Source organism: Pseudoalteromonas rubra (assembly GCF_005887095.1).
GTDB lineage: Bacteria > Pseudomonadota > Gammaproteobacteria > Enterobacterales > Alteromonadaceae > Pseudoalteromonas > Pseudoalteromonas rubra_E.
Window position 1 is genome coordinate 26,784 of sequence record NZ_PNCI01000016.1, and the last position, 25,854, is coordinate 52,637.

General features: G+C 48.9%; 26 protein-coding genes. 8 read left to right on the forward strand and 18 right to left on the reverse strand.

Annotated features, from left to right (window positions below; translation table 11 throughout):
• Positions 1 to 11: 11 nt before the first annotated feature.
• Together CWB99_RS07220 and CWB99_RS07225 are read right to left on the reverse strand one after the other, a co-directional pair.
• Positions 12 to 461, reverse strand: coding sequence for an META domain-containing protein (locus CWB99_RS07220; RefSeq protein WP_138551754.1), 450 nt, complete (start codon positions 459 to 461; stop codon positions 12 to 14).
• A gap of 68 nt (positions 462 to 529) precedes the next feature.
• Positions 530 to 919: an acyl-CoA thioesterase gene (locus CWB99_RS07225; protein WP_138551755.1), complete on the reverse strand. Its 390-nt coding sequence runs from the start codon at positions 917 to 919 to the stop codon at positions 530 to 532.
• 105 nt (positions 920 to 1,024) lie between these two features.
• Between CWB99_RS07225 and CWB99_RS07230 the strand changes: the two genes are divergently transcribed.
• Positions 1,025 to 3,106, forward strand: a complete 2,082-nt coding sequence (locus tag CWB99_RS07230) for a TonB-dependent receptor (protein WP_138551756.1) — start codon at positions 1,025 to 1,027, stop codon at positions 3,104 to 3,106.
• A 75-nt stretch (positions 3,107 to 3,181) separates the two neighbouring features.
• On the opposite strand, the gene speD is transcribed toward CWB99_RS07230, so the two are convergent.
• The 9 genes from speD to fabR all read right to left on the reverse strand — a co-directional run bounded on the left by speD (position 3,182) and on the right by fabR (position 11,725).
• Positions 3,182 to 3,985 carry an adenosylmethionine decarboxylase gene (gene speD / locus CWB99_RS07235; RefSeq protein ID WP_138545899.1) on the reverse strand — a complete coding sequence of 268 codons (804 nt, stop codon included), beginning with the start codon at positions 3,983 to 3,985 and terminating at the stop codon, positions 3,182 to 3,184.
• A gap of 86 nt (positions 3,986 to 4,071) precedes the next feature.
• Entirely contained in the window at positions 4,072 to 4,485 is a 414-nt protein-coding gene (locus CWB99_RS07240; RefSeq protein WP_054016944.1) for an OsmC family protein, read from the reverse strand.
• Positions 4,486 to 4,567: 82 nt separating this feature from the next.
• Entirely contained in the window at positions 4,568 to 4,906 is a 339-nt protein-coding gene (locus tag CWB99_RS07245) for a DUF3802 family protein (RefSeq protein WP_046004953.1), read from the reverse strand.
• Between the two features lie 175 nt (positions 4,907 to 5,081).
• The gene (gene astD, locus CWB99_RS07250; protein ID WP_138551757.1) at positions 5,082 to 6,554 is read right to left on the reverse strand and encodes a succinylglutamate-semialdehyde dehydrogenase; all 1,473 of its coding nucleotides are present in this window, start codon (positions 6,552 to 6,554) and stop codon (positions 5,082 to 5,084) included.
• A gap of 13 nt (positions 6,555 to 6,567) precedes the next feature.
• Positions 6,568 to 7,596, reverse strand: a complete 1,029-nt coding sequence (gene astA, locus CWB99_RS07255; protein ID WP_138551758.1) for an arginine N-succinyltransferase — start codon at positions 7,594 to 7,596, stop codon at positions 6,568 to 6,570.
• A 74-nt stretch (positions 7,597 to 7,670) separates the two neighbouring features.
• Positions 7,671 to 8,882, reverse strand: coding sequence for an aspartate aminotransferase family protein (locus tag CWB99_RS07260; protein ID WP_138551759.1), 1,212 nt, complete (start codon positions 8,880 to 8,882; stop codon positions 7,671 to 7,673).
• 322 nt (positions 8,883 to 9,204) lie between these two features.
• Complete coding sequence (locus CWB99_RS07265; protein ID WP_138551760.1) at positions 9,205 to 10,380, reverse strand: HDOD domain-containing protein; 1,176 nt, start codon at positions 10,378 to 10,380, stop codon at positions 9,205 to 9,207.
• A gap of 44 nt (positions 10,381 to 10,424) precedes the next feature.
• On the reverse strand, positions 10,425 to 11,006 hold the full coding sequence (locus tag CWB99_RS07270; RefSeq protein WP_138551761.1) for an anthranilate synthase component II: 582 nt from the start codon (positions 11,004 to 11,006) through the stop codon (positions 10,425 to 10,427).
• A gap of 77 nt (positions 11,007 to 11,083) precedes the next feature.
• Positions 11,084 to 11,725: an HTH-type transcriptional repressor FabR gene (gene fabR, locus CWB99_RS07275; RefSeq protein ID WP_138551762.1), complete on the reverse strand. Its 642-nt coding sequence runs from the start codon at positions 11,723 to 11,725 to the stop codon at positions 11,084 to 11,086.
• A gap of 115 nt (positions 11,726 to 11,840) precedes the next feature.
• Between fabR and CWB99_RS07280 the strand changes: the two genes are divergently transcribed.
• A complete protein-coding gene (locus tag CWB99_RS07280) occupies positions 11,841 to 12,974 on the forward strand; it encodes an acyl-CoA desaturase (RefSeq protein ID WP_138551763.1) in 1,134 nt (377 codons plus the stop codon).
• Between the two features lie 40 nt (positions 12,975 to 13,014).
• On the forward strand, positions 13,015 to 14,451 hold the full coding sequence (sthA, locus tag CWB99_RS07285; protein WP_138551764.1) for a Si-specific NAD(P)(+) transhydrogenase: 1,437 nt from the start codon (positions 13,015 to 13,017) through the stop codon (positions 14,449 to 14,451).
• Between the two features lie 26 nt (positions 14,452 to 14,477).
• Here the strand turns inward: sthA and CWB99_RS07290 are convergent, their stop codons facing one another.
• Together CWB99_RS07290 and CWB99_RS07295 are read right to left on the reverse strand one after the other, a co-directional pair.
• Positions 14,478 to 15,728, reverse strand: a complete 1,251-nt coding sequence (locus CWB99_RS07290) for an outer membrane beta-barrel protein (protein ID WP_249331767.1) — start codon at positions 15,726 to 15,728, stop codon at positions 14,478 to 14,480.
• Positions 15,721 to 16,389, reverse strand: a complete 669-nt coding sequence (locus CWB99_RS07295; RefSeq protein WP_138551766.1) for a methylamine utilization protein — start codon at positions 16,387 to 16,389, stop codon at positions 15,721 to 15,723. The genes CWB99_RS07290 and CWB99_RS07295 overlap by 8 nt, the downstream gene beginning before the upstream one ends.
• Before the next feature lie 172 nt (positions 16,390 to 16,561).
• Here CWB99_RS07295 and CWB99_RS07300 point away from each other — a divergent pair, with 172 nt between their 5' ends.
• A complete protein-coding gene (locus CWB99_RS07300; protein ID WP_138551767.1) occupies positions 16,562 to 18,619 on the forward strand; it encodes a glycoside hydrolase family 97 protein in 2,058 nt (685 codons plus the stop codon).
• 46 nt (positions 18,620 to 18,665) lie between these two features.
• On the opposite strand, the gene CWB99_RS07305 is transcribed toward CWB99_RS07300, so the two are convergent.
• Complete coding sequence (locus tag CWB99_RS07305) at positions 18,666 to 19,829, reverse strand: MFS transporter (RefSeq protein WP_138551768.1); 1,164 nt, start codon at positions 19,827 to 19,829, stop codon at positions 18,666 to 18,668.
• Between the two features lie 80 nt (positions 19,830 to 19,909).
• Between CWB99_RS07305 and CWB99_RS07310 the strand changes: the two genes are divergently transcribed.
• Entirely contained in the window at positions 19,910 to 20,716 is an 807-nt protein-coding gene (locus CWB99_RS07310) for an AraC family transcriptional regulator (protein ID WP_138551769.1), read from the forward strand.
• Between the two features lie 143 nt (positions 20,717 to 20,859).
• Here CWB99_RS07310 and CWB99_RS07315 read toward each other — a convergent pair whose 3' ends face one another.
• On the reverse strand, positions 20,860 to 21,711 hold the full coding sequence (locus CWB99_RS07315; protein WP_138551770.1) for a hypothetical protein: 852 nt from the start codon (positions 21,709 to 21,711) through the stop codon (positions 20,860 to 20,862).
• 220 nt (positions 21,712 to 21,931) lie between these two features.
• Between CWB99_RS07315 and CWB99_RS07320 the strand changes: the two genes are divergently transcribed.
• The gene (locus tag CWB99_RS07320) at positions 21,932 to 22,585 is read left to right on the forward strand and encodes an XRE family transcriptional regulator (RefSeq protein WP_138551771.1); all 654 of its coding nucleotides are present in this window, start codon (positions 21,932 to 21,934) and stop codon (positions 22,583 to 22,585) included.
• 57 nt (positions 22,586 to 22,642) lie between these two features.
• Here the strand turns inward: CWB99_RS07320 and trpS are convergent, their stop codons facing one another.
• The 3 genes from trpS to rpe are packed head-to-tail and all read right to left on the reverse strand — an operon-like array spanning position 22,643 to position 25,027.
• Positions 22,643 to 23,647 (reverse strand): tryptophan--tRNA ligase, encoded by a 1,005-nt coding sequence (gene trpS / locus CWB99_RS07325; protein WP_138551772.1) that lies wholly within the window; start codon positions 23,645 to 23,647, stop codon positions 22,643 to 22,645.
• A gap of 25 nt (positions 23,648 to 23,672) precedes the next feature.
• Complete coding sequence (locus tag CWB99_RS07330; protein WP_138551773.1) at positions 23,673 to 24,338, reverse strand: HAD-IA family hydrolase; 666 nt, start codon at positions 24,336 to 24,338, stop codon at positions 23,673 to 23,675.
• A complete protein-coding gene (rpe, locus tag CWB99_RS07335) occupies positions 24,338 to 25,027 on the reverse strand; it encodes a ribulose-phosphate 3-epimerase (protein ID WP_138551774.1) in 690 nt (229 codons plus the stop codon). The genes CWB99_RS07330 and rpe overlap by 1 nt, the downstream gene beginning before the upstream one ends.
• Positions 25,028 to 25,211: 184 nt before the next feature.
• On the opposite strand from rpe, the gene CWB99_RS07340 reads away from it, so the two are divergent.
• Both CWB99_RS07340 and CWB99_RS07345 read left to right on the forward strand, forming a co-directional pair.
• Complete coding sequence (locus tag CWB99_RS07340; protein ID WP_138551775.1) at positions 25,212 to 25,511, forward strand: hypothetical protein; 300 nt, start codon at positions 25,212 to 25,214, stop codon at positions 25,509 to 25,511.
• 87 nt (positions 25,512 to 25,598) lie between these two features.
• Complete coding sequence (locus CWB99_RS07345) at positions 25,599 to 25,793, forward strand: DUF2970 domain-containing protein (protein ID WP_138551776.1); 195 nt, start codon at positions 25,599 to 25,601, stop codon at positions 25,791 to 25,793.
• Positions 25,794 to 25,854: the final 61 nt, after the last annotated feature.

A 25,854-nucleotide genomic window follows, 5' to 3' on the forward strand; every position in this document is an offset into this window, starting at 1 on the left:
CTGAATCGCGCCTAGTTAGTCAAAGGCTCTGCGTCCAGCGTTTTAAATTGCCAGGTTTGCTGGCCTTTCAGCTGAAGCTTGTTATTCACAAAGGTGACACTGGCGCCTTGTTGTAGCATCTCTAAAAACCGCATTTCCCGGGTATCTAAGGTATTTCCGCAAGACTTGCGAGTCATCCCCAGTTGACTCAGTTTGAGCACCTCAGATTCCATGTTGCCCTCGGCAAAAAACCGATTACAACCTGCGAAGCCAACTACCTGTAGGGCGTCCAGAAATTCGATTTCTATGGGCGAAGCCCCTTTGACAAGACGACCATCAATCTGAATTAACTGCCAGTGAGAGTGCTTAAGCTGTTCCCTGGTTACCTTCCCTGTACTGGAACATGCCATTAATAATACGCACATCAGGCATAAAAGAATGGAAATTTTCATGGTAAACCAACCGCTTAAAATATAATTCATATTATAACGCCAGGCAGCATGGAAAAGGCAGTAAAAATCTGTAATTTTCTGCCTTTTTAGTCAAAAAATCAGCCAAAAAGCTGATCTATCTCCTCAGGAAGGAACGGACGTCCTCGTTCATTCACGGAAGTGCCTGTGACAACGGCATCTAGCATCAGTTTGTTATCCTCTGCACGGATAATACGCTGGATAAACGCAAACTTCAGTTTGCTGACCCGCAATGTGTCAACCTCAACATAAAAAGCGTCGCCTGGTTTAAGTGAATCCTTGTAGTTCATTTCTGAGCGGATCACTACCAGGTTGATTTTTTGTTCCGCAAGTGCCGCAAAATCGACGCCATTCGCTATCAAAAACTCATGCCTCGCATGTTCCAGATAATTAAAATAGACACTGTTATTCACTATGCCCTGTAGATCACATTCGTAATCCCTGACTTTGAAATCAAGCTTAAATGTCATGGCCTTTCCTCTTGACTAAGTTGCCGAATTTATAACACATATTAACTGTTAACTGGTCGGGCTTTTGCTACACTGTGCGCAATCAAAAATGGAACAAGATAAGACATGAAGCTTAAACTTTCTTCGCTTAGCATCAGCCTGTTGGCTGCCCTGTCATACCAAGCCGCTGCTGATGAATCGCTTGCCGCCGCGCCCCTTGAAACCATTGAGGTCACCGGTGACTTTCAAAGAGAATCTCTGCAAACACTGAGCGCCAGTGCCAGCGTATTGGGTGAAGTTGAAATGACCCATCGCGGCGCCAGCTATCTGGATGAGTTACTAAACAGCACCGCCAATGTGAACTTTACAGCTGGCGCCTCTCGCGGTCGCTTTGTGCAGATCCGCGGTGTGGGCTTGCGCTCTCAGTTTGTTGACCCCATCACCCCGAGTGTAGGCATGCTGGTCGATGGCATTAACTACTCAGGTCTGGGTGGCAGTGCGTTGCTGTTTGATATTGATCAGGTCACCTTGTATCGCGGTCCTCAGGGCACACGTTTCGGTGCCGATGCTATGGGCGGAATAATCGATCTGCAGTCTCATGCTCCGACTCAGGACACAGATCTGAAACTACGTCTGGGCGCCGGAAACTATAACAGTTACGAAGCAGGTCTGGCCGCCGGTACCGGATTGACCGATAACACTGCCGCCCGGTTCAGTGTGTATCAACGCGGCTCAGATGGCTATGTCGATAACCTTTACCTGGATAAACCAACCCAGGATCAGGAAGAGAGTCTGGCCCGTTTTAAACTGAGCAGCCAGCTGACAGACGCGTTGACTATGAACCTGGTAGTGCATCATATTGATATCAATAACGGCTATGATGGCTTTACACTGGATAACACACGTAACAGTGTTGCCAATCAGCCAGGTAAAGACACACAAAAAAGCGACGCCTTTGCAATCAGTGCGTTGTATACCGGCCTGAGTGCCTTTGATATCGAGCTTCAGGGCACAGGGTTACAGGCTGATACTGAGTATAGCTACGACGAAGACTGGACCTGTCATGATGCGACTCAGGCACAGCTTTGCGCCGCCGGGTTGCACCCGGATCACTATGTTGGCTTTGATAACTATCTGCGTGATCACGAACGTGGCAGCCTCGAGATAAAACTCAAAGACAAGCAAGGCGACTGGGTCATAGGTGCCTATGCACAGCGTCGTGATGTCGCACTCAGCCGCAGAAACGCAACTTTTAAGTCTCACTATGATGTCTCCAACCAGGCAGTATTTGGGCAGAAAGTCACGCTCCTGAATGATCAAACCCGCTTGATCACAGGATTGCGTGTGGAGCGCTATGACAGTGAATACACAGACTCCAATGGCTTCACCATAGATCAGGATGACACTATGGTCGGTGGTAAGCTGGCGCTGGAATATCAGGTGGTGCCACGTACCATGATCTATACCAGTCTTAGCCGGGGCTATAAAGTCGGCGGCGCCAATGGGGAAGCGCTGGCAAAATTCAAAGACAAAGGCTTCAGCATTCCTGCCTCAGCATTTTCGTTTGAACCAGAATATCTGTGGAATGCGGAATTTGGTGTGAAAGGCCAGTCAGAAGACAAAAAACACACACTTGCGGTCACCGCTTTCTATATGGAGCGCGAAGACATGCAGCTTAAACAGTGGACAGTGAGCGGTGTGCAGTTTGCAGGCTTCATCAGTAACGCGGGTAAAGGTGAAAACTATGGTCTGGAAATTGAGGGCCAACGTGTGTTCACCGATCAACTGACGCTGAACTACAGCCTGGGTTATCTCGATACTAAAATTGAAGACTTTGTGACGACTTCGGGTGAAAACTTCGATGGTCGCGAGCAGGCACAGTCACCTAAGTATCAATATGCGTTTTCAGCAGACTACAGCGTACTGGAAAATCTGGTTGTCACTCTGGGTCTCGAAGGTAAAGACGACTACTTCTTCTCTGACAGTCACAATGAACAAGCACCGAGTCAAAACCTGATCAATGCCAGTGTGAGCTATTATGGCGAGCAGTGGTCACTCACCGCCTGGGGTCGTAACCTGGCCGACCGTGATGTACCGGTTCGGGGCTTCTACATTATGAATGACCCACGCATTGGCTATGAAACCAGTCGCTACGTGCAATATGGTGAGCCGCGGGTCTTTGGCCTGACCTTCACGTACGATTTGTAATACCAATCCATACCGGTATAAAAAAGGCGCTCAGTGAGCGCCTTTTTTATATTCCAAGCGGACAGTACCAGCTGGTTATTCCGGCAGGTTGCGACCGTAGAACACTTCCTGGATCTCGCGGTTCAGACGCTCGCGGATCTGATCTTCTTCATCTGCATCCAGATCATCTGTTGTGATGCCGAACAAATAGGTGTTCAGATCGGTTTCTTTAAGCATCATCTTAGTGTGGAACAGATTTTCCTGATACACATTCACATCCACCATGTGATACGCCTCTTTGGTATCTTCAGTCATGTAATTCTGGATAGAGTGAATAGCATGGTCGATGTAGTGCTTTACGCCATTCACGTCACGAGTAAAACCACGTACACGATAGTCTATAGTCACCACGTCTGATTCCAGCTTATGGATCAGGAAATTCAGCGCCTTCAGTGGTGAAATAATGCCACAGGTCGAGACTTCAATATCGGCACGGAAGGTACAAATACCATCATGCGGGTGCGCTTCAGGGTAAGTGTGCACACAAATATGGCTTTTATCCAGATGCGCAACCACAGAATCAGGTAATGGACCTGGTGTTTCATTACTGTCGAACGTCTGCTGTTCAACCGGCTCTTCCGATACCAGGATGGTGACACTGGCGCCCTGTGGGTCGTAATCCTGGCGGGCAATATTCAGTACATTGGCACCAATGATATCGACAACATCGCGCAGAATGTCGGTAAGACGGTCAGCACTATATTGTTCATCGATGTATTCCAGATATTCTTTACGCTGCTGCTCGGTCTTGGCATAGCAAATATCATAGATACTAAAGCTTAAACTCTTAGTTAAGTTGTTAAAGCCATGGAGTTTAATTTTATCAAAGGGCTTGTTCACGATAGACCCACCTTAAAACGTGAAAATCTGCGCTGCAGAAATAAAAGTTCGCGGATTTTATACGAAAATAGCGTCTCGAAAAAGCACTATTTTGCGCTGTTTTCAACCACCTCATGGCTGTGGGTAATTTCTACTGCTTTTTCAAGCATTAAGGCCACAGAACAGTACTTCTCAGCAGACAATTGTACGGCCCGTGCCAGATGCTTTTCGGCCACATTATTGCCAGTCACTACAAAGTGTAGATTGATCTTGGTAAATACTCTAGGCGCACTCTCAGCACGCTCAGCAGTCAGCTCCACAGTGACATCGCTGACGTCCTGCTTGGCTTTTTTTAGAATGCTGACAACATCCACAGATGAGCAGCAGCCTGCCGACATCAACACCATTTCCATCGGGCTAGGCGCCGCGCTGTCAGCGCCTGCGTCGAATACTACGTTATGACCAGAATGAGAGCGACCAATAAAGGTGTCTCCGTCAACCCACTTCACACTTGCTTGCATGTTTATTATTCCTCGAGTTCCTAAAACTAATAACACCGCCAATAGGCGGTGTTATATTTGATACATAGCAGCCACGACTGCATTAGTTTATTGCATTGTCGAACAGGTTTTTAACCAGCCCGGCGAATTCCTCAATAAACTCTCTTTGTTCTTCAGTGACGCGCTGCTCTGTGACGCTGGAGAGTACTTCCTGCAAATCATACACAATGCCGTCAACTTCTCTGACTATCAGGCTACGTTGTTCGGTCGTCAATCCGGTATGTTGCTCACAGAGGCGGATCACGTGCTCAGCAATCACATCTTCTATTAACTCCAACACCTTAGGTGCATTGGCTTTCACCACACCCGGCTTCTCAAACAAGGCTAAGTGTTGCGTTAGGTACATGACTAACTCATCGTATCCTTGTTTATCTAAAACCATATATTGCCCACCTGAATGTATCAATGACATCTCCTATTGATTTAAGCAGAAACTAGTTTTGATTGCTACTTTTGATATTTGCAGACCAACAAAAAAGCAGCCGAGTCGAAGCTTGGCTGCTTTTTTCAATACTAAAGGGTGAGAAAATAAGCGTTTATTCTCTCTGAGTAAGATTTTACTCGATAGTCAGGCCCGGACTCAAGGTGCCTGGCAAAGTCACTTTGTCCAGCTCTACCGAAGCCACCGGGTATGCACAGTAGTCTGCTGCATAGTAAGCACTTGCTCTGTGGTTACCAGAGGCGCCGATACCACCAAATGGTGCGGCACTGGATGCGCCTGTGATTGGGCGGTTCCAGTTTACGATACCCGCACGACTGCGACGCAGGAAGTGCTCATAATCGGCCTGGTTATCACCCAGTAAACCGGCAGACAAACCAAAGCTGGTGTCGTTGGCTTTTTCAATCGCGGCATCAAAGTCGCTGTAACGGAATATTTTCAGTAGTGGGCCAAAGTGCTCATCATCAGGGAAGTCTGTCACATTGGTACACTCAATGATGCCTGGTGTTACAAAGCCAGTGCCTTCAGTGTGTGTCAGCTCAAGCAGGATCTCACCACCAAGCTCAACCAGCTGCTGCTGTGCAGCAACCATACCAGCAGCGGCATTGTTAGAGATCATTGAACCCATGAACGGCTGGTCTTCGGCATCATAATTACCGATCTTGATCGCTTTGGTCGCTTTAAGCAGTTGCGCCAGGATCACATCGCCCTGTTCACCTTCTGGCAGGAACAGTTTACGCGCACAGGTACAACGCTGACCGCTGGAGATAAACGCTGACTGGATGATGTCGTGGACTGCCGCTTTGGTATCAGCAACGTCTTTCACGATTAATGGGTTGTTACCACCCATTTCCAGTGCCAGGATTTTACCTGGCTGGCCCGCGTACTGCTCATGTAACAGATGACCGGTGCGAGAAGAGCCAGTGAAGAACAAGCCATCGATGCCCTTGTGAGACGCTAATGCTTTACCAGTTTCAACTTCACCCTGAACCAGGTTGATCACACCTTTTGGCAGACCAGCCTGTTCCCATAGCTTCAGCGTTAACTCAGCAACGTATGGTGTCAATTCAGACGGCTTAAAGATCACTGTGTTACCCGCCAGCAGGGCCGGTACAATGTGACCGTTTGGCAGGTGACCCGGGAAGTTATATGGACCAAATACCGCAACCACACCGTGCGCTTTGTGACGAATAACCGCGCGACCCACTGGCATTGGATTTTCAACTACGCCAGTGCGCTCGTGATAGGCTTTCTCAGAAATCGCGATTTTGCCTACCATAGCACCCGCTTCAGTACGCGTTTCCCACAATGGCTTACCTGTCTCCTGAGCAATGGCGACAGCCAGGGCTTCACTGTTTTCTTTCAATAGCTCGGCAAAACGCTTAACCACAGCCAAACGTTCTTCAAACGCCAGCTCACTCCAGCTATAGAAGGCTTCGCGCGCCGCTTTAACGGCACTGTCAACTTGCTCTGCCGTTGCTGCGTTTGCACGCCAGATCTCTTCGTTGTTTGCCGGGTTTACCGACGCAAATGCTGCGCCTTCACCTAAGCGCCACTCACCATTGATAAATTGTGCTGCGTGTGTTGTCATAATTCTTTCCCAATTAAAGAGTTGCAATACTAACGGTATCACCGTCAGCGATCTGCAGGGCCTTAGCTACCGAACCAGGGATCGCAACTTCCGTTGCTTTTTCTGGCAGCGTTAACGTCAGCGCCGTCGCACGATATCCCGCTAGTTTATCATTAGCTATCATCACGGGGGAACCTTCTGCGTCAATCTGCACCTGATCATCAATACGGACTGTGTACTTTTGCACTTCGCGTACAGTACGAATATTGTCGACTTTGGCCTCAACCGTTGGGCCGGCATCAAAAATATCCACATAACCATTGAAGGTAAATCCTTCACTTTTGAGCAGTTCAATCGCTGGACGGGTATTGTCGTGTACTTCACCTACGACTGACTGGGCTTCTTTGCTCAGCAGATTGACGTAGATAGGATATTTAGGCATCAGCTCGGCAATAAACACTTTCTGGCCAATGCCAGTCAGGTAGTCCGCTGTTGGAAAGTCCATCGAGAAGAAATGCTCTTCCAGCCACTGCCAGAATGGACTGTCGCCATTCTCATCGGATACACCGCGCATCTCGGCTATGACGGTATCCGCAAAGCGGTCACGATGCTGGTTGATAAACATGAAGCGTGACTTAGACAGTAATTTGCCATTCAGCCCGCGACGGTATTTATCACGCAAGAACAATGTGCACAACTCAGTGGCGCCGGTGTAGTCATTACACAGGGTAAGAATATCCACTGCTTTGTAAACATTTAACGTCCGCGATGAGTGGATCACTTTACTCAGATGGTAGTGATAAAAGGCATCATCAAGACCCACTGCGGCTTCGATGGCACTGGTGCCAACGACTTCGCCCGTCTCACTGTCCTCGAGCACAAACAAATAGCCCTCGTCAAAAGGAACATCTGTTTCTTTGCCAAATGAAGCAACTGAACGTTCGATCTTGTTTTGCAGCAATTCTTCATTGACCGGCAACGAAGTAAAGCCATGCCCCGACTCCTGGGCAATGTTTAAAAGCGCTGAATAATCGCTTTTCTGGATTGGGCGAAGGATCATCATGAGCCCGCTTACTCCTCAAAAAATGTAGATAGATGAGTCGCACACAAGTGCGACCCACATGTCACCGACTGGTATTAGGCGTTGTTCGCAACCACTTTGGCTACAGCCGCTTCGAAGCGTGCCATCCCTTCGCGAATATCCGCATCAGGAATAACCAAAGACGGTGTGAAACGCACAACGTTGGCACCGGCAACCAAAGACATCACGCCCTGGTTAATGCCCTCTACCAGGAATTCTTTCGCTTTGCCCTGATACTTGTCGTTCAGTACACCACCCAGTAGCAAGCCTTTACCACGGATCTCACTGAACACCTGGTGTTTCTCGTTGATCTCATTCAGCAGCTCGCGGAACAGCGCTTCTTTGGCTTTAACGCCATTCAGTACTTCCGGGGTGTTGACAGTGTCCAGCGCAGCCTCTGCAACCGCACACGCCAGCGGGTTACCACCGTAGGTTGAACCGTGTGTACCAATCTTCAGGTGCTTAGCAATCTCAGTAGTGGTGATCATCGCACCGATTGGGAAACCGCCGCCCAGCGCTTTAGCTGTGGTCAGGATATCAGGTGTTACACCCAGTCCCTGATACGCATATAGGTCGCCAGTACGACCAACACCGGTTTGTACTTCATCAAAAATCAGCAGCGCGTTGTGCTTATCACACAATTCACGTACACCTTTCACGAAGTCCGCTTCTGGTGAAATGATACCGCCTTCACCTTGTAGTGGCTCCATCATTACCGCACAGGTGTTGTCTGAGATCAGTGCTTCCAGTGCTGCCAGATCATTGTAGTCGCTGTGTACAACATCACCCGGCTTAGGACCAAAGCCGTCTGAATACGCAGCCTGACCACCCACGGTCACAGTGAAGAAAGTACGGCCGTGGAAGCCTTTATTGAATGCGATGATTTGTGATTTGTGCTCACCGAATTTGTCCAGTGCCCAACGACGCGCCAGCTTTAACGCCGCTTCGTTGGCTTCTGCACCAGAGTTCGCAAAATAAACTTTGTCTGCGAAGGTCGCATCAGTCAGTTTTTTCGCCAGACGAAGCGCCGGCTCATTGGTCATGACATTAGACAGGTGCCAGATTTTCTCGCCCTGCTCTTTTAGCGCTGCAACCAGTGCCGGGTGACAATGACCCAGACAATTTACTGCGATACCGCCCGCGAAATCGATATATTCTTTGTCATTTTGGTCCCATACGCGTGCACCTTCACCCTTGACTGGGATCACTGCAGAAGGTGAATAGTTAGGCACCATTACCTGATCGAAAAGTTCACGATTGATAGTCATTTTGATTCCTCATTTTGGTGAGTACAGCACTCAACCGGGGCAGGCAGTGATACATGAAATCTCAGCGACAGCGATGTAAAAGACCTGAATTTTTCCCAATTGGTGCAAAATTCATACGCTCATTATTTCAAAAAAAAGCGCATTTGTCTCATATTAAACACCGCTCTAGCCCTTGATATTCAAGGGATTAGTATATAATTGCAGTCTCAGTGAATAACTATTAAGGCGCCCACAATTAACGCCCCTATAACTTCAAGGTGTTTACTGAGATCCCCCGCTTGCCCGGAATGAATGAATAAGCGGGAAAAAAGTGTGGCTTTTTTTAAAGAATTGTCAATTGCAGGCTTTGTAGTGCTGTTTTTGACAGCAGATCCTGCTCTTCAGTGGTGAGCTGATTAAAGGCGAGCCAGTCTTTAGCTTCATCGGGCTCGAGTAAATGGGTGTCCTTAAGTACCTGATATTGGGCATAGCAATAGGCCTTGCGCACCACCTGGGTCAGTGGTAATTGTTCAGCGGCATGATTATGCGACTTTGGCAGATAGCTTTGCGCAAACTCTTCCATCGCCGCATTAAACGGCAAGTAACGAAACTCCATACGCTCAATCAAATACTGTGACACCGTTGCTGAGTGCTCCAGTAACAAATTACGCAAAAATAACGGATCGGGTTCCAAACCAACTAAGGCTGTATGCAAATCTTTTTGCTTTTTATCCCGGGCGATCTTAACTTTACCCTGCCAAACACGCTCAAAGGTGCGCAGATACAGGCGTGTCAGGGCAATTTTTCCGACATCCAACAGCATCCCCAGGGTAAAAGCATGCTGCTCTTTCACACCATATAAAGGCGCCAATGTCTTAGCTGCAATGGCCGTGGCCATACTCATGTCGCGTAATTTGCGTTTTAACAGTGGAAATGGCTCAGTGGAATGGGGCATCCAGTGACGCACCGCAAAAGTCGGGATCACCATCTGCAAATTTTCCAGACCCAGATAACGTAATGCCAGCGCCGGTGTGTCAACCTTAACCGCAGTCCCTTTGGCATTGACTTTGCGATATTGAGGCAAATTCACCAAAGACACTAAATCCCGCCCCATCCAGGACAAATCGTTGATCAGAGGCTCCAATCGGCCAACAGACGCCGACTTCACAGCCAGAATATCCAACACGGTTGGCACTGCCTCCTGGATCCCCACGACTTCATGGTAAATCGTGTCCAAATCTTCCAGCTGGGTGTTGATAGCCGACTCGATAACCTGATGCAGGTGGGTACTGGCCTTGGCGATATACTTGTGATGACTGGTGCTACGCTCCTGACGCTTTGTGGCCGCAGCAAGCTCTACCTCCAGCATAGTGCGCTGGGGTATACGCTCACCGAAATTCATATCAAAAGTATGAATGTAGCCGATCTGCTGCTGCGCAAAGTTATGGCTAATTAGTACATCATGGGCACGCTCTGCCAGAGCTTGTGCGATCCGAGATTGCCTAATGTCTTCAGTCATCAATTATGTTCTTTTTTGGTATTGTCTGGATTACTTTTTTAAGGTTAGAAGCGACTTATAAAGTTATCAAGTAGCTGCAGACCATGCTCGGTAAGAATGGCTTCCGGGTGAAACTGAACACCTTCCAACGCTCGCTCAGTATGGCATAAGCCCATGATTTCATCTAGTTCACCCGCGCTATTTTGCGTCCAGGCAGTCACTTCGAGCGAGTCAGGCAAACCACTTTGCTGCACCACCAGCGAATGATATCGGCATACTTCAAATCGCTCAGGTAACCCGTTAAAGGATCCCCCGTCGTTATGCACCAGGGTTGAGGTTTTGCCATGCATCACGTACTTTGCCCGAACAACTTGCGCCCCCAGCGCTTGCGCTATAGTTTGATGACCAAGACAAATCCCCAGGATTGGAATTTGACCCTGAAACGCGTCAACCACAGAGAGGGAAATACCTGCTTCATTCGGTGAACAGGGCCCGGGTGAAATCACAATGTGGTCCGGATTAAGTGCTCGAATCTCTGCCACCGACAGAGCATCGTTACGATGCACCACAACTTCCTGGTCAAGGCGTTGAAAATATTGCACTAAATTGAACGTAAATGAATCATAATTGTCTATCATAAGTAGCATACTGCGCTATCCTTGTGATTTCATAGTCAAACTTGGTTGGCTGCCTTTTATCATGTCAAAAGGCAGGGGAGCAGCTACTAACCAGCCACCTTTGGCGCAGTCTGTGACTGACTCTCTTTTTGGTATCCCGACGCCCCTTTAACGATATATCTGAGCTGCCAGATCAATCGCTCAGTCAATTCTGCGCGCTGCTGAGCATCCTGATCCAAAGCTTCTGCCCCAGAACTGAATACCAATGTCACCATGGCTTCTGCCTGCATGTAGGCATGATTCGCATCACAAGGGGTTTCGGTTTCGAGATAATGCGACAGCTCCATAATAAAATGCTTGATCTCTCTTGCGACAGCAGCGCGAAATGCAGGCGAGGTGCCGGAACGTTCGCGCAGCAGCAAGCGAAACTGGTTACTGGATGTCTCGATGAACTCCATAAAGGTCAGGACAGAAGTATGGATCACACTTCCGCCCCCTTTGGCAATTCTGCGCCGTGCCTGGCGCATTAGCTGACGCAAAGTCAGGCCAGCCTCATCGACCATGGTCAATCCCAACTCATTCATATCTTTGAAATGACGATAGAAGGAGGTAGGTGCAATACCGGCTTCCCGGGCCACTTCGCGCAAACTGAGGTTGGTAAAGCTGTGCTCTGCACTGAGCTGATTAAACGCCGCCTCAATCAGCGCCTGGCGCGTTTTTTGTTTTTGCTGGGCACGAACACCTGACATGGTCGCAGTTCCTATAATTTATTAGCTCAGATCAACAATAGGGGCAGTCTAATACTTGACGGCGCAACTTTGAAATACTATTTTAGCGTACAAGTGTACGCTGAGATTTTTAAAAATGAAAAAACCCCCTTTATTGTGGACTAATGTCTTATTTTTTAGTCTGTCCTTTCTTGCTGCGATTACTTTAGTGCCTTGGTATGGCTTTGAGTATGGCTATACGACCACCCACTGGATTGCATTTGTGGGCTGTATGTTTTACGCCGGTATGTCTATTACCGCCGGCTACCACCGTCTTTGGGCCCACAAAGCCTACGATGCTCACCCCGTTATCCAGGTCTTCTTTGCACTTGGCGGAGCCTTTGCATTGCAAAACAGTGCGCTGCACTGGAGCAGCGATCACAGGGTTCACCATGGCCAGGTAGATGACCCGGTGAAAGACCCTTATGCCGCGACACGTGGCTTCTGGTATAGCCATATTGGCTGGATGCTCAGAGACTATCAGGGCGATAGCTACGGCGATTACAGTAACGCTCGTGACTTGCAACGCAATAAAATTGTGATGTGGCAACACAAGCACTATCTGAAACTGGTCCTGTTAACGAATATTGGTATTCCTTTGATTTTGGGCCTGGTATTGGGAGACGTATTTGGCATGCTGCTGTTGGCTGGCGTGTTGCGTCTGGTACTTAGCCAGCACTTTACCTTTTTTATTAACTCTCTGGCCCACATCTGGGGCAAGCGTCCTTACACTGAGAAAAACACCGCCCGGGACAATGGCTTTCTGGCGCTGCTTACCTATGGTGAAGGCTACCACAACTTCCACCATATCTTTGCCAGCGACTATCGCAATGGCATTCGCTGGTACCACTATGATCCTACAAAGTGGATGATCCGTGGTCTGTCGTACCTTGGTCTGGCCAGCAAGCTCAAGCGCACACCGATTGAGCGGATCGAAAAAGCCAAGGCAGAAACCTTGCTGAATAAGACTAAAGTTACCCTGGCGAAATTGCCTTTGGCGCAGGATAAGCTTACATTGTTACAACAAGAGTATGATTTACTGCTGAAAAAGCTTCAGCACTTCTGTGCAGTACAAAAACAGGTACTGGAAACGAAAAAGCATGCCATGCGTGAACAATGCGAGCAATCAGCCCTGTTAAAACAGTATCAGGAACTGGAACAGGCCTGGCAGACACAAAAGCAAGCATGGCTGGCATTAAACTCGAGGTTGTTAAAGGGCGCCACCAGCTAACCCCGAAGCGGCCTCACAAGTCATTATTTAAGGTGAGGCCGTGACTAAGAAAACCTCCACAAAAGCACCCCGCCAGGACGTATCCTATCAATATGATGCCATCATCATTGGTACGGGTCCCGGCGGTGAAGGTGCAGCCATGAACCTGTCAAAAAGCAACCGCAAAGTGGCTGTGATAGAGCGACAAAAAGACGTCGGGGGTGGCTGTGTACACTGGGGCACTATCCCATCCAAGGCGCTGCGCCACTCCGTCAGCCGTTTGATCGAATACAAAGCCAACCCGCTGTTTCGCTTTAGCGAACGTCCACAACGGCTGACTTTCCAGGATATTTTGCATCACGCCAGTGATGTGATCAGCAAACAATCCAGCCTGCGTTCCAGTTTTTACGACCGTAACCGGATCCATCTTTATCAGGGGGATGCCACCTTTGTTGACGCACATACGATCCAGGTGCAGCATCTGGATGGCTCCAAAGAGTTACTGACTGCGCAAACCATCGTCATTGCCACGGGCTCCAGGCCTTACCGCCCACCTGGTGTCGACTTCGACCACCCGCGTGTCTATGACAGTGATACCATTTTGGACTTAACCCACAACCCGCAGCGCGTGCTGGTTTACGGTGCCGGCGTGATTGGCTGTGAGTATGCGTCGATTTTTAAGGGCCTGGGCGCCAAAGTGGATCTCATTAATACCCGCGATCGGTTGCTATCGTTTATGGATGATGAAATATCAGATGCACTGAGTTATCACTTCTGGAACAGTGGCATCGTGATCCGTCACAATGAAGAGTTTGCCAAGGTTGAAACCCAGGATAAAGGCGTAGTGCTGCACCTTCAATCCGGTAAAAAGGTTAAGGCAGATTGTATATTGTGGGCTAATGGTCGAACGGGTAATACTGATGCGCTGAACCTGGATGCTATTGGGCTCAAAGCGGACGGCCGTGGCCAGCTCAAAGTCAATGAGCATTACCAAACTGAAATAGACAATGTGTACGCCGTGGGGGATGTGATTGGCTATCCAAGCCTTGCCAGTGCCGCTTTTGATCAGGGCAGAATTGCCGCCCATGCCATAGTGCACGGTAAGTGCGATGACCGCCTGATCACTGACATTCCAACCGGTATTTACACTATTCCGGAAATGAGTTCAGTGGGCAAAACCGAGCAACAACTTACTGCCGCCAAGATCCCTTATGAAGTCGGCCGTGCCCAGTTCAAACATCTGGCACGTTCACAGATCACCGGCACCGAAGTCGGCTCGCTTAAGCTGCTGTTTCATGCTGAAAGCAAAGAAATTCTTGGGATCCACTGTTTTGGCGAGCGGGCCTCCGAGATCATTCACATTGGCCAGGCCATTATGGAACAAAAAGGCAAAGGCAATAATGTCGAGTACTTCGTCAATACCACCTTTAACTACCCGACCATGGCAGAAGCCTACCGGGTGGCCGCCCTCAATGGCTTAAACCGCCTGTGTGACTGACGCAAGTATAATTTCTGGCTGCGCTGCTAAAAGCGCAGCTCAGCACTGACGCGCCACAATTGTTCAATTTGTCGCGTCGGTAAATTAAAATCAGCCCGGTTTGCCACTTTAGACTCCAGATACTGAAATTCCATCCCGACATGCCATTGCTCAGTGACCTGCCAGCGGCCAGTCACGGTAATCGCGCCACCCTCACTGGTGTTCGGGTCAAACTCCCAGAAGTCCCTGTCTCTGACATCGAACTGCTCTACCCGCCCACTGACACGATAATCCTGCCATTTATGGGTCAGCAGAATAAACTGACTACTGAAGTCATTATCCACCCCACGCCGCTTGCCCATCGCAGTGTTGCCAGCCATGGCCTGCATAATAAGATGCGTAGCCCGGGTGATCTTAAAGCGGTAAGCCGCACTGTAAAACTTCGTATCCCAGGCATATTGTCCAGTGTGATAGTTTAATACACTCGGGTCGCCGTTATTATCGTACCAATACAGCCGCACCGTATGGCGTTTCTGATAATCCCAGTGCGCCCCAAGGTAATAGCCAAATCGACCATCCACTTCAGTAAATGGCTCCGTTTGCCACGCCTGTTTCGCCAATGGCGCTGCGTTTAGAGCGTTAATGGGCGCAAACGCAATGGCTTCGTTGAATACACTTTGCCTGTCGTGCACGGCCCAGCCGCGCCATGCCAGTAAAGTGCCCGCAGGGTCGTTGCCTTTATACAAAGCACCGACTAACTCCCAGTTATGACCGCTACGCTGTCGTCGCGGTAATCGGCTGTCACTGCGTTTAAAGCTCACTTCCGTACCAAAGGTCCGGATCTCCTCACCCAGCCAGGCATTAATCGCACTGTAGCTGTAGTTATAGGGAGATGACCAGCCTATATCCGGGTTTTCCAGTGACATTCTGGGGTAAAACCCGCCTACCCGGCCTTGCCACTGCCAGGGCCCTTTATTCAGGGTGTGGTATTGGGCAAATAACTCGGTAAACCCGACTTTGTTATCCGGATCAGGTACATATTGCGCACTGGCTAACAGTGACCATTTGCTCCCTAATTCTGTGCGCAGGTCGAGTATCCCACGGCTCAGATTGAATCGCTCTGATTCAGTGCCAAAACGATTAACTGCCACGCCTCGGTTATACCAGGATGCATGCTCACTGCTATTTTGCCAGCTTGCCTGAATAGCCCCTTTGTACTGAAAGCCTTGCGCCTGTGCAGCATTGATGGCCACCGCATTAAGCCCGGCCAGTAACAGCCATTGAAGTGATTTATTCATAGTCATCAAACTCATCACTGAAATCGTCCTGGAACATACCAAGTGCCTGATTCAATTGAATGTTAAGCTTATCACCGGATTTTACTCTTGATAACGAGTTGCTTTCCGGGCTATCCAGGTCCATAAACCCCTCATGCCAGACTTTCAAGACCACATCAGTAAGCTCCGCTTTGGGTAGCGAGATACGCGCGATCCCCTGCTGATCAGTCACAGCAAAGTGTGTAGAGTCAACCACCAGGATATAACCCAGCATCCAGTCGTGAATATTGCAGCCCAGCTCCACGGCACCGGTCGCTGAAAATGTCAGAGCCTGTGGCTGATCACGATACAGTTTGAATTCAAAGGATTTAGCGGGAGAAAATGAGTAAACATGATGCAATATAGAGTCATAATTAGGGAAAGACACTTCGGCTTGCTGAGGCACAATCAGCAAGTGCGGTGTAAACGCGCGATCTTTCTGGCCCATTTTATAACTTTGCTTTAAGACGGCCTGATCGGCAGTCAGCCCCTGCCCTGTTAACCACACAGCCGCACCGGGCAGCGCCTTTCCCTGCTTATCGACCAAGTGCACCGAGACCTGCCCACCTGCAGCAAACACACTGGCTGAGGCCAGAGCTAGGGCTGCCAAAGCAGTACTAAGAATATGTTTTAATTGAATCATTGCCTGAAATTTCCTTGCAGCATGAATTGAGTATAGGCCACAGATGTAGACCGGACGACTGTTAGTTTCCATTCATCGCATTTTCAAACTGAATACGTATGCAGAAAGTTCATCGCCCCTGGAAGATAACAGTATGCTAAACGCTCACTCACATTTGCAACCGAGATAGTTTATGCGATTAGTCTTCTCAGCAACAAGCATTGCCGCTACGTTGGTCGCCGGTTTATTTTCCGGCGCTACTGAGGCTGCGTCACACAGTGTCAGTTCACCCAACGGTAAACTGACCTTTCAGATCAGCGATGATAACACCCAGCCCAGCTACCAAATCACGTTCAACAACAAGGCGGTGATCGCCCCTTCAAAGCTGGGGTTTGATTTTGCCCGGGCGCCATCACTGCGGGATGGCCTGATCATCAGCAAGACTCTGCGTAACAGTGCAGATGAGCACTGGCAACAACCCTGGGGCGAGGCTCGAGAGATCCATGACCATCACAACGAACTGGTTGTGACTTTGGCAGACGAGCAGTCAAAGCAAGCACAGTATACGCTCAGGGTACGAGTATTTGATGACGGTGTGGGCTTTCGATATGAAGTCGCAGCCGATTCTGCCCGCTATATAACCCGCGAACTGACAGAGTTTGCTGTTGCAGACAGTGATCAGGCCAATGCCTGGTGGATCCCGGCACGCGGCTGGAACCGCTATGAGTATACATACAAAACCACAGCGCTACACGATGCGGCTCATGTTCACACCCCTTTCACCTTAAAGAACAAAAACGGCGTTCACATTAGCATTCATGAAGCCGCCTTGGTTGATTATGCCGCTATGACGCTGAATCAGCGTCGTCCTGGTACCTTTATCAGCGATCTGACGCCCTGGTCTGATGGCATTGCGGTAAAAACCAATGGCCACTTCACAACTCCCTGGCGCACCATACAAGTCGGTGCACAAGCCACCGACTTACTCAACTCCCGCCTGATCCTGAACCTGAATGAGCCTAATAAGTTAGGTGATGTATCCTGGGTGGAACCGGGTAAATACCTCGGCATTTGGTGGGGCATGCACATAGGTAAAAACACCTGGGGCAGTGGTGAGAAGCATGGCGCGACCACAGAGCGTACCAAAGAATATCTGAGCTTTGCCGCCGAGCATGGCTTTGATGGCGTACTGGTGGAAGGCTGGAATACCGGCTGGGATGGCGACTGGTTCTTCAATGGTGATGTCTTTAGCTTTACCGAGGCTTACCCGGATTTCGACCTGGATGCCATTGCCAAACATGGCGAACAAGTGGGTGCTCGCCTGATAGGTCACCATGAAACCTCAGGTAACGTCAGTAACTATCGTGACCAAATGGCAGATGCCTTTGCTCTGTACGAAAAAGCAGGTGTCCGCCAGGTGAAAACCGGCTACGTGGCTGATGGTGGCAACATCAAACGTATTGATGAACGTGGCCATGCCCGTTTTGAATGGCATGACGGTCAGTTTATGGTTAATGAGTATCTGGACAATGTGAAACTGGCTGCCAAACATAAGATCAGCATCAATACCCATGAGCCAATCAAGGACACCGGGCTGCGTCGTACCTATCCAAACTGGCTGACCCGTGAAGGTGCACGTGGCCAGGAGTTTAACGCCTGGGGCACCCCGCCTAACCCGCCGGAACATACCACTATGCTGGCCTATACGCGCATGTTGTCTGGTCCGATGGACTTTACTCCGGGCATTTTTGATATGAGCTTTAATGGTCTGGGTGATAAAACCAACCGACCACAAACCACCCTGGCAAAGCAACTGGCACTGTATGTAGTGCTGTACAGTCCGGTACAGATGGCCGCCGACTTGCCAGAGAACTATCTGGCCAGAGCGGATGCCTTCCAGTTTATCAAGGACGTGCCAGCAGACTGGGAGCAGAGTATCGCGCTGACAGGTGAGGTTGGCGACTACGTGGTGTTTGCACGGAAAGCGCGCAAACGCGGCAAGTACTCGGGTAAAGATTGGTATTTAGGGGCCATTACCGACGAGCACGCCAGAAGCATTGACGTCAAGCTCGACTTCCTTGAGCCGAGCCAACGCTTCGAAGCCCAGATCTATCAGGATGGCCCTGAGGCTGAGTGGAAACACAATCCCTATGATCTGAGTATTCAAAAACAGATTGTCACAGCACAGGATACGTTAACGCTGAAGCTGGCTACCAGTGGCGGTACCGCGATCCGCTTTAAAGCCCTTTAACACGAGATTCTTATCCATATAGCCGCCCGCAATAGGCGGCTTTTTATCAGGCAGCCACGCGTTTCAAGTGCGGTGTAATAAACTGGCTGAGTAGCAAAGAGCACCCTGCCAATGCCGCGCCAAAGTAAAACACCAGGGACTGATCATACAACCACACTACACCAAAACTGGCCGGGATCACCACAGCGGCTATATGGTTGATGGTAAAACTGACACCCGCAGTGGCCGCAATGTCCTCGGGCTGGGCTATTTTCTGGAAGTAAGTTTTCAGTGCAATGGCCATAGCAAAGAAGATATGATCTACCACATACAGCGCTGCCGCCAGCTGGGCCGACTCCACCAGCGCATACCCCACAAACACCAGTACTAACCCTGAATATTCCAGGGTCAGCGCCTTTTGCTCACCAATACGATTGATCATCTTGCCGATTTTCGGGGCAACAAAAATATTCACAACGTGATTGAGCATATACAGCGCAGTGATCTCAGCCACATCAAAGCCAAACTTTTCAACCATTAAAAAGCCGGCAAATACCATAAAGATCTGACGACGAGCACCCGAGAAAAAAGTCAGAATGTAATACAGGGAATATTGCTTACGCAGAATTAATTTCTTGTGCTGCGTTGCTTGCTGAACAAATTGCGGATGCGTTGCCGCCATAAATAGTGTCAGTACCAGTCCAGCACCGCCAAAGAGTAAGTAAACCCAGACATAATCGGTGGCCAGCCAGGTGAATGCAACCCAGATCAGACCAAAGGTGACCAAAGAGGCCATAGATTTAATAGACAGCAGCCGACCTAACTGCTCTGGTGCCTCTTCTTTGCTAAACCATTGTAAACTCAGCGACTGATTAAGCGTTTCAAAATAGTGAAAGCCAATGGACATCAGCACTGTTGTGGCATACAGGCCATACACGCTGGGGAAAAAGCCCGTCAGCGCGACCCCGATTGATAATAAACATAAACTTACCAGCGCAAAGGTTTGCTCCTTCAGCACCAGCAATACAAATACGGCCGTAAAAGCCAAAAAGCCAGGCACCTCGCGCAATGACTGCAACATGCCAATATGCGCGCCAGTAAACGCAGCCTGTTCAATAGCAAAGTTATTAAGTAAGGCATTCCAGGCAGAAAAGGTCATTGCCATGACAATGGTCGCCAGTACCATAAAACTCATCGGCGAGGGCACAAAGAGTCGGGTTGGGTTTTTCATTCACAGTCCTTAAGCACATTGATTGCCGTTATTAGCCCGGTTAGTATATGAGCTAGGCACGCTGGCTAATATGGAAAATCATGACACAAAGTTTATCAAATCGGACAGATGCTTCCTGGCGCAGTGTGTCCAGCCGGTTTAAACGAAAGACACTGGACAGACCCGTCTTCCCCCGGCCTACCACTATGCCCGCCAATGAGCATGTGCGCTCACACAGCCATCACTGGGGACAGATCACGTACATCAGTGATTCGGTCATGACCATTTTCACGCCGCAGGGCACTTTCGTCATTCCACCGCAACAGGCGTTGTGGATCCCACCCAATGTGGAGCATGAAACCTTCTGCCGCTATGGCGGACACTTTCGCAGTGTCTATATCGATGAAAAGTATGCTGAGATACTAGGCGACCAGGCGAAGACCCTGGTGGTTGATACCCTGCTCAAAGAAATGATCCTGACCATCTGCACCTGGCCCGAAGACTATCTGCTCGATGATAAAACCGAGCGCTTTATCCAGGTATTTATCGATCGACTGGAGCTGGCGCCCACCAGCGCGTTTTTTATTCCCAAGGCGGATGACCAGCGACTGCTGCCGATTGTCAGTGAACTGTATTCTAACCCGGGCTGTACACGGACTTTGGAGCAGTGGGGTGAACAAGTTGGTGCCTCGGCCAGAACACTGAACCGGCTGTTTCATAAAAGCTTTGCCATGAGCTTTAGTCAGTGGAAGCAAAAACTCAGAGCACTGCGTGCGGTGGAAATGCTCACCGCCGGAGAAACCCAGCAGGCCATTGCCCAGCAACTGGGTTTCGAATCCAGCTCGGCGTTTAACAGCGCGTTTAAGAAGTACTTTGGTACAACCCCCCGGCAATACATAAAACGCTAATATCCCCCTGCAGAGAGAAGATAGTCAGCTCATCATAGGCTGATGATCAGACGTTACCTGAACTGGAGCAAATAACTCAAGGCAGTTTAAAAGAAAAAGGGGCCACAAGCCCCTACGATTCTAGATTTGTGTGGCAAAGTCCATCACGGCCTGTAGTAACAAACGGCTTGGCGGCTCAGCTCACCCGGCACGCCAGTAAAGCCAAATTTACACTCATATTCCGCACCTTGAAACCAGTTTCTTAAAGCAAATTCAATGTCAGTGTAACGCTTAAAAGATTGAGACGTACTTCCGGGAGCCGGATAAGTTGCAGTTGTCTTATTATTATCCTGTTTAAACTTAACTTCATCAGTGCCCTGGCATCCATCTTTCGTCATGATACAAATGTTAGTAGGCACTTTCTTGCCGTCTTTGCGTACACTGAAGTGCATGGTAATACCAGTTTTATTCAATTGACCACTTTCGCCAGACACTAAGTTTGCAATCTGTTTGATCGACTCATCTACCGCCTGGACACCTGCTCGGACCGCAGCACTATTCAGGAAGGCCTGAACCAGCCCCTGTTCCTGTGCCGGTGGCGCAGAAGGAACCGGACGTCGGCTTGTTCGTTGCACATGCTGGAACTGCTGCATTTCAAACCCGTACATTTCATAGCTTTGCTGCTCTTCTGGCACATTACCATGTGGCGTACAGTTATTCCTCGGATCCATGCAGGGGTCATATGGTACATAGCGGTAAGAATAGAGACCACGATTTATCCCTGCACGGATAAAGTCCTCAAGTATGGTTCGGGTATGCGCCTGCGTCATACAATAGCCGTTGTTGATCGTACACAATGAAGAAAAAGTAATATTCTGCATCTTGCCGTTGGCCACGGTCAGAAATACTTGGATCTCTTCCCCTTCCCGGGTTTTGAAGTATATTTCTTTATGAGGGGTAGCAAATGTATTCATGCTGATAAACAGACCCAGCAAGGCAAAAATCATTTTTTGCATTTTTTCATCCTTAAATATTAGACTCAACTTTTCATCTATGTTTCCATAAACGGAAACAAAAATTAACAAAAAAAACACCAAAAATCAACGCGCATTGCAAATTCAAGCTTAGAGATATAATTTGGATATTTTTCAGCCAATTAACATCGTAATACTGTACAGTAACTCAAGAGACAAGTACTCTGAGCGCCTTTCTTTGTTGTAACCTGCATGGGGTGTCATGAGCACAGCATTTTCGCGTCGATTTGTTACCTTAATCGACCAGTTTAGTGCCGGAAATAAGCGTCAGTTTGCGCTACTTACCGGCAAATCACCGTCGCATATTTATCGTATTTGTCGTGGTCTCAGCCGACCATCTGTTGCTTATCTGGAGCATTTGTACAGTCTATTTGGCCTGGATCTGAACTGGTTGCTTACAGGTGAACAACCCATCGACCATGCCACGCACTCTGGTGGACAGGACATGCTGATGGTACCTAAGCTGGATGTGGAAGCCAGTGCCGGCTTTGGTAGTATCAATGGCAGTGAAGATATCACCGAGCAGTTTGCCCTGAATAAGCGCTGGCTAAGTACTCAGCTGGGCGTACACAGTGAACAGCTGGCGTTTGTGACTATTCGTGGTGACAGTATGCTACCGACTCTGCAACACGGCGACATGGTTCTGGTTGATTTGAGCCAGCGTGATGCCAATAAACGCGGCGTATTCGTATTGCAAACCGAAGATGGCCTGATGGCTAAACGTTTAGTACAACACCGGGATCATATTAGTGTGGTGAGCGATAACCCGGATTACCCAGCCTGGCAGATCCAGGCCGACAATGCTCAGCAGCATGGTATCGCAGGCAGAATCGTCTGGTGTGGTCGCAGTATGTAACCCCTAAGACAGCAAAAAGCCAGCATATGCTGGCTTTTTGTTATTATAGCCTGATGGCTACGGGCGCGGAATAAACCCAACGGCGTCGTATGCCGCTTTCAGCGTTTTCTCAGCACGGGCTCCGGCCTTTTCTGCGCCGTTGCGCATGATCTGATCCAGCAGCGCCTGATCTTCACGGATCTCTCTGAATCTTGCCTGCATCGGCTCCAGCATGGCCACAACCGCATCAGCAGTGTCTTTTTTCAGATGACCATACATTTTGTCGTCGTACTCAGGCACCAGATCAGCCACATCGCGTTTGGTCGCCACTGACAACAGAGTCAGCAGGTTAGAAACGCCAGGCTTTTCTTCACGGTCAAAGTAAATGCGCGCCTGCTCATCTGAATCCGTCACTGCTTTTTTAAGCTTTTTCTCAATCTTTTTCGGTTCATCCAGAAGCATAATGTATGCATTGGGGTTGTCGTCCGATTTAGACATTTTCTTTAACGGATCCTGTAAGCTCATTACCCGTGCACCCAGCTCAGGAATGTACGGTTCCGGAACTTTGAATACATCACCATATAAGTTGTTAAAGCGCGTTGCGATATCACGGGTGAGTTCAAGGTGCTGTTTCTGGTCTTCTCCCACAGGGACCTGATCGGCCTGATAAAGCAGAATGTCCGCAGCCTGAAGTACCGGATAAGCAAACAAGCCAACGTTGACATTATTGGTGTTCTTGGCTGACTTGTCCTTGAACTGAGTCATTCGATTCAGCTCACCCATTTGCGCATAACAGTTCAGCACCCAGCTTAACTGGGCATGCTCTGGCACCTGCGACTGTACAAACAGCGCCGATTTTTCAGGGTCGATACCACAGGCCGCATACAGCGCGATACCATCTAAAACGCGATCACGCAGGACACTTGGCTCCTGACGTATGGTGATGGCATGCAAATCAACCAGCATAAAGAAACAATCATGATCTTCCTGTAGCTTAAGCCACTGGTTAATGGCACCTACATAATTGCCTATTGTCATACCACCGGTTGGCTGAATGCCACTTAATACTACTGGTTTAGTCATTGTGTTCCTTTAGTCCTATATTTGTTTAAGGTTGATTTAAAATGGGGATTATATCCAAGAAGCCCTCACAGAGGTACTCTGGATTAAATGTCGCCAGGTCCAGTCCTTGATTGTACCCATATTTAAGTGCAATCACAGGCATTTTTGCAGCCTGAGCGGCCAGAATGTCACTTTTTGAATCGCCCACCATGATGGCGTCTTGCGGTGCAATATTAAGTTGCTCGCAGGCAGACAGCAGTGGCTCAGCCGCTGGCTTTTTAGGGCCATCGTCGCCACACACCACCACATCAAAGTGCGTACTCAAATTCAGGTTATTGAGTAGCTGTAGTGTAAATTCCCGGCTTTTATTGGTTACGACCGCTTTGGGGACATGATTGAATGCTGCCAGCACGGTTTCGACATTGGCGTAGAGCAAAGAGTACTGACCAACCAGCGCCCGATAATGTCCGGCAAAGCGTTCTTGTGCTTCCGCCACCAGGCGCGGCGGTAACTCTGCGTTTACCTCATTACTACCACTGAGACCACGTTGCACCAATATATCGATCCCGTTGCCCACCCACTCAAGCACCTGAGTGCGACTGACCACAGGAAATGCCACTTCCGTTAACGTCAGATTCAGTGCCATATACAAATCATGCGCACTGTCGACCAGTGTACCGTCGAGATCAAATAAAATACCCTGATATCGCATTAGCCCACCTTAGCGAGCTCTGTACGCATCGCATCAATGACCGTCCGATAGTCTGGTTGATTAAAAATAGCCGAACCAGCGACAAACATATCAGCACCTGCTGCCGCAACCTCAGCGATATTATCGACTTTAATGCCGCCGTCGACTTCAAGGCGGATTTTCCGACCACTGGCATCAATACGCTCACGTACCTGGCGCAGTTTATCGAGTGTTTGAGGGATAAAACTCTGGCCACCAAAACCCGGATTCACAGACATCAGGAGGATCTGATCCACTTTATCCATGACATAGTCCAGATAATGCAGTGGTGTTGCAGGGTTAAGCACCAAGCCCGCTTCGCAGCCCTGCTCTTTAATCAAACCCAGACTGCGGTCAATATGCTCACTGGCTTCTGGGTGAAAAGTAATAATGTCAGCCCCCGCTTTCGCAAATTCGGGGATGAGGCTATCTACGGGTTTGATCATCAAATGTACATCTATTGGGGCGGTGATCCCATAATTGCGTAAGGCTTCACAGATCATTGGGCCAAACGTCAAATTGGGGACATAATGATTGTCCATGACGTCAAAATGCACAACATCTGCACCGGCAGCCAATACTTTGGCAACGTCTTCACCCAACTTTGCGAAGTCGGCAGACAAAATGGACGGTGCAATTAAGAACTCGGATTTATTATTGTTCTGCGACATACTACCCCCTGAAACAAAATGTCAGCGGCTACTGTAACCCATCTGAGCGCTAAAAACACCTGATTGTTGGGCGCTCGTAGCAATCTCATTTGCGAGTAATTGCAACTTTTGCAAGACAAAGCGATTGTTTAATAATCACCCATAGTGTACTATTTAAAGATAACTATTCACTGGGGATATGGTTATGTTAGGTCAGCTAAAAACACGGACGCTTTTGCTTACGGCTGCTGTAATCTTGTCTGCTGGCGTGTTTTCGTTCAGCGGTGATGATGCCTTAATCGCAAAGCACGATATGTGTCAATGTTCTACAACTCAGGTGAGTCAGCATGCGCAAGCTAATGCATGTAAGCTGGAATCACATACCAGCTGGTACGCCTGGCTTACAGGCGGCAGCAGTAATGGGCAATTCCATTACCTAGACTTGCTTGAACTGTTACTTGGATCAGATGACGAGCAGACTTCAAGTCAGTTTTCACAATTTTAATTGATTACAAGTACACTTAGCTAAGGCGAGTTTGTATTTGTACACTATACTGATCGGTATCTTAGTTCAGACAGGAGCCAGGACGCCGTGACAGAACGACTCTTCATACTCATTCAGAGTGTACTTGCTGCGATGTTTGGTGTGCAAAGCCAAGCCAAATATCGCGTCGACTTCAGCCAGAAACACTTTTGGCCCTTTGCCTTGCTCGCCGTTTGCTTTGTTATCTTACTGGTGCTGATGTTGGCTTGGTTTGTTAATTCAGTGGTGCTCTCGCGGCCATAAACCAGCAAACGCTGACAGGTTAGTCGTGATACAAGGCCATAAACCAGCAAATGCTGACGGG

What these genes read in the sequence shown, in the direction of transcription:
- CWB99_RS07245 (WP_046004953.1), bottom strand. Translation starts at nt 4,906, where the DNA reads ATGGTTTTAGATAAACAAGGATACGATGAGTTAGTCATGTACCTAACG.
- trpS (WP_138551772.1), bottom strand. Translation starts at nt 23,647, where the DNA reads ATGACTAAACCAGTAGTATTAAGTGGCATTCAGCCAACCGGTGGTATG.
- CWB99_RS07265 (WP_138551760.1), bottom strand. Translation starts at nt 10,380, where the DNA reads ATGACTGAAGACATTAGGCAATCTCGGATCGCACAAGCTCTGGCAGAG.
- CWB99_RS07220 (WP_138551754.1), bottom strand. Translation starts at nt 461, where the DNA reads ATGAATTATATTTTAAGCGGTTGGTTTACCATGAAAATTTCCATTCTT.
- fabR (WP_138551762.1), bottom strand. Translation starts at nt 11,725, where the DNA reads ATGTCAGGTGTTCGTGCCCAGCAAAAACAAAAAACGCGCCAGGCGCTG.
- CWB99_RS07290 (WP_249331767.1), bottom strand. Translation starts at nt 15,728, where the DNA reads ATGAATAAATCACTTCAATGGCTGTTACTGGCCGGGCTTAATGCGGTG.
- CWB99_RS07340 (WP_138551775.1), top strand. Translation starts at nt 25,212, where the DNA reads ATGTTAGGTCAGCTAAAAACACGGACGCTTTTGCTTACGGCTGCTGTA.
- CWB99_RS07315 (WP_138551770.1), bottom strand. Translation starts at nt 21,711, where the DNA reads ATGCAAAAAATGATTTTTGCCTTGCTGGGTCTGTTTATCAGCATGAAT.
- CWB99_RS07320 (WP_138551771.1), top strand. Translation starts at nt 21,932, where the DNA reads ATGAGCACAGCATTTTCGCGTCGATTTGTTACCTTAATCGACCAGTTT.
- CWB99_RS07330 (WP_138551773.1), bottom strand. Translation starts at nt 24,338, where the DNA reads ATGCGATATCAGGGTATTTTATTTGATCTCGACGGTACACTGGTCGAC.
- astD (WP_138551757.1), bottom strand. Translation starts at nt 6,554, where the DNA reads ATGACAACACACGCAGCACAATTTATCAATGGTGAGTGGCGCTTAGGT.
- CWB99_RS07270 (WP_138551761.1), bottom strand. Translation starts at nt 11,006, where the DNA reads ATGCTACTTATGATAGACAATTATGATTCATTTACGTTCAATTTAGTG.
- CWB99_RS07295 (WP_138551766.1), bottom strand. Translation starts at nt 16,389, where the DNA reads ATGATTCAATTAAAACATATTCTTAGTACTGCTTTGGCAGCCCTAGCT.
- CWB99_RS07300 (WP_138551767.1), top strand. Translation starts at nt 16,562, where the DNA reads ATGCGATTAGTCTTCTCAGCAACAAGCATTGCCGCTACGTTGGTCGCC.
- astA (WP_138551758.1), bottom strand. Translation starts at nt 7,596, where the DNA reads ATGATGATCCTTCGCCCAATCCAGAAAAGCGATTATTCAGCGCTTTTA.
- CWB99_RS07230 (WP_138551756.1), top strand. Translation starts at nt 1,025, where the DNA reads ATGAAGCTTAAACTTTCTTCGCTTAGCATCAGCCTGTTGGCTGCCCTG.
- CWB99_RS07225 (WP_138551755.1), bottom strand. Translation starts at nt 919, where the DNA reads ATGACATTTAAGCTTGATTTCAAAGTCAGGGATTACGAATGTGATCTA.
- rpe (WP_138551774.1), bottom strand. Translation starts at nt 25,027, where the DNA reads ATGTCGCAGAACAATAATAAATCCGAGTTCTTAATTGCACCGTCCATT.
- CWB99_RS07240 (WP_054016944.1), bottom strand. Translation starts at nt 4,485, where the DNA reads ATGCAAGCAAGTGTGAAGTGGGTTGACGGAGACACCTTTATTGGTCGC.
- CWB99_RS07310 (WP_138551769.1), top strand. Translation starts at nt 19,910, where the DNA reads ATGACACAAAGTTTATCAAATCGGACAGATGCTTCCTGGCGCAGTGTG.
- CWB99_RS07260 (WP_138551759.1), bottom strand. Translation starts at nt 8,882, where the DNA reads ATGACTATCAATCGTGAACTTTTCGATCAGGTAATGGTGCCTAACTAT.
- CWB99_RS07280 (WP_138551763.1), top strand. Translation starts at nt 11,841, where the DNA reads ATGAAAAAACCCCCTTTATTGTGGACTAATGTCTTATTTTTTAGTCTG.
- CWB99_RS07305 (WP_138551768.1), bottom strand. Translation starts at nt 19,829, where the DNA reads ATGAAAAACCCAACCCGACTCTTTGTGCCCTCGCCGATGAGTTTTATG.